At 73.1% G+C, this 2,391-nt stretch carries 4 protein-coding genes; all 4 read left to right on the plus strand.

Annotation, left to right across the window (positions count from 1 at the left end; all coding sequences use genetic code 11):
• Positions 1–510, plus strand: a 510-nt coding sequence (locus FV228_RS26975) for a chorismate-binding protein (RefSeq protein ID WP_187277934.1), incomplete at its 5' end; no start/stop codon positions are given.
• The gene (locus FV228_RS26980; protein WP_147857326.1) at positions 507–1,118 is read left to right on the plus strand and encodes an aminodeoxychorismate/anthranilate synthase component II; all 612 of its coding nucleotides are present in this window, start codon (positions 507–509) and stop codon (positions 1,116–1,118) included. The genes FV228_RS26975 and FV228_RS26980, both read left to right, overlap by 4 nt.
• A complete protein-coding gene (locus FV228_RS26985; protein WP_147857327.1) occupies positions 1,105–1,968 on the plus strand; it encodes an aminotransferase class IV in 864 nt (287 codons plus the stop codon). The genes FV228_RS26980 and FV228_RS26985 overlap by 14 nt, the downstream gene beginning before the upstream one ends.
• The gene (locus FV228_RS26990; RefSeq protein ID WP_147857328.1) at positions 1,965–2,381 is read left to right on the plus strand and encodes a DoxX family protein; all 417 of its coding nucleotides are present in this window, start codon (positions 1,965–1,967) and stop codon (positions 2,379–2,381) included. Before FV228_RS26985 ends, FV228_RS26990 begins: the two co-directional genes overlap by 4 nt.
• The last annotated feature ends 10 nt before the right edge of the window (positions 2,382–2,391 follow it).

Raw genomic sequence — 2,391 nt, forward strand, 5'->3', positions numbered from 1 at the left:
GCGGCCGACCGGGCGGCGGCCGAGGCGCTCCTGGCCTCGGTCAAGGAGCGGGCCGAGAACGTCATGATCGTCGACCTGCTGCGCAACGACCTGTCCCGGGTCTGCGCGCCGGGCAGCGTCGCCGTGCCCACCCTGTGCGGGCTGGAGACCTACGCCAACGTCCACCACCTCGTCTCGGTGGTGACCGGGACGCTCCGCGACGGGCTCGACGCCCTCGACCTGCTGGCGGGCACCTTCCCCGGGGGCTCGATCACCGGGGCCCCAAAAATCCGCGCCATGGACATCATCACCGAGATCGAGGGCGACGCCCGGGAGCTCTATTGCGGCGCCATCGGCCGGATCGGCTTCGACGGCGCGCTGGATACGTCGATCGCGATCCGCACCGTGTTCATGGACGAGACCCGGGCGGTCCTGCAGGCCGGGGGCGGGGTGACCCTGCTGTCGGAGCCCGGCCCGGAATACGACGAGACCCTGGCCAAGGCCGCCCGGGTGTTCGAGGCCTTCGCATGATCCTCGTCCTCGACAACTACGACTCCTTCGTCTTCAACGTCGTCCGCTACCTGGAGGAGTTGGGCGAGACGGTCCGGGTCGTGCGCAGCGACGCGCTGGACGTCGCCGGCATCCGGGCGCTCGCCCCGGACGCCCTGGTGATCTCGCCGGGCCCCTGCACCCCCGCGGAGGCCGGCATCTCGCTGCCGGCGATCCGCGACCTGTCCGGCCAAGTGCCGATCCTCGGGGTCTGCCTCGGCCACCAGGCGATCGGCGCGGTTTTTGGCGGCACGGTCGAGCGCGCCAAGCGTCCCCTGCACGGGCAGGCAACGCCGATCGCGCATCAGGGCGAGCGGCTGTTTTCCGGACTTCCGGCGCCGATGCCGGTGGGCCGCTACCACTCCCTGGTGGTCACCCCCGGTCCCGAGATGGACAGGCACCTCTCGGTCGACGCGGTCTCGCAGGAGGGCGAGGTCATGGCGCTCTCGCACCGGACCCACCCGACCTACGGCATCCAGTTCCACCCGGAATCGGTGCTGACCGAGGGCGGCCACGCCCTGTTCGCCAATTTTTTAGGACTGGCCCGCGCTTGGCGGGGCGAGCACGGGCGCGACGATGCTGTGGCGTGACGGGGCGATCGTCCCCGGGACGCAGGCATCCCTGGACCACACCGATCGGGGCCTGACGCTCGGCGACGGCCTGTTCGACACGGCGCTCGCGCTGGGCGGCCGGGTCGCCTTCGAGGACGCCCATATCGCCCGGCTCGTCGCCGGGGCGGAGACCCTCGGGATCCCCGCCGAGGCGGAACGGGTCCGCGCCGCCATGCGGGCGCTCGCCGGGCAGGGTAGGGGAGACGCGGACAGGCTGGCGATCCGCACCACCCTCACCCGCGGCTCCGGACCGCGCGGGCTGAAGCCGCCGGCGGATCCGCATCCGACCCTGTTCGCCACCGCTGCGCCGAGCGCCAGGAGCGCGGCCTTCGCGCCCCTGCGGCTGTGGCCGACCGGGATCGCCCGCAACGACACCTCGCCCGCCGCCCGGCTAAAGACCTTAGGGTATCTGGACGCCGTGCTGGCCGCCCGCGAAGCCGCCGCTTCGGGCTTCGACGAATCCCTGTTCTGCAACACCCGCGGCCGCGTCGCCTGCGCGGGCACCGGCAATGTCTTCGCGGTGCTCGGCGACCGGCTGGTCACGCCGCCGCTGGCGGACGGCGTGCTCGCCGGGATCATCCGCGCGGAGGTGCTGGGGCTGGCGGGGGCGTGCGGATTGCGCCCGGAGGAGGGCTCCCTGAGCCTGTCCGAACTCCTCGGCGCCGAGGCCGTGTTCGTCACCAACTCCCTGCGGCTGCTGGCCCCCGTGACCGCCATCGGCGCCACCGCCTTCGCCAGCGCGGAACACCCGGGCGTCGCCCGGCTGATGGCGGCGATCCGAACCGCACTCGCCCGCGCCTGCGGCGTCACGGAAGACAAGGTCGGATGACTGGACCGGACACCGAGGCCTGGCGCCGCCGGCTGCGCTACGCGCTCGCCCTGATCTATGCCGGCATCGGGATCGTCCACCTCGTGGCCGCCGACGCGATGCTGCCGCTGATGCCGGACTGGGTGCCGGCGCCGCGCCTGGTGATCCTGGCCACCGGCCTGTGCGAGATCGCCGGGGCGATCGGCCTCCTGACCCGGTCGCTGCGGCGGGCGGCCGCGATCGGGCTCGCCCTCTACGCGGTCTGCGTCTACCCGGCCAACCTGAAGCACGCCTTCGAGGCCGTCCACGTCGACGGAATCCCGGATTCCTGGTGGTACCATGGGCCCAGGCTGGCGTTTCAGCCGGTCTTCGTCTGGGCGGCGCTCTGGGCCGGCGGCCTGATCGACTGGCCGTTCGGCGCGCGCCGCCGCTGAGGCGCCGGCC

Origin of the sequence: Methylobacterium sp. WL18 (assembly GCF_008040015.1) — a bacterium.
GTDB classification, from domain to species: domain Bacteria; phylum Pseudomonadota; class Alphaproteobacteria; order Rhizobiales; family Beijerinckiaceae; genus Methylobacterium; species Methylobacterium mesophilicum.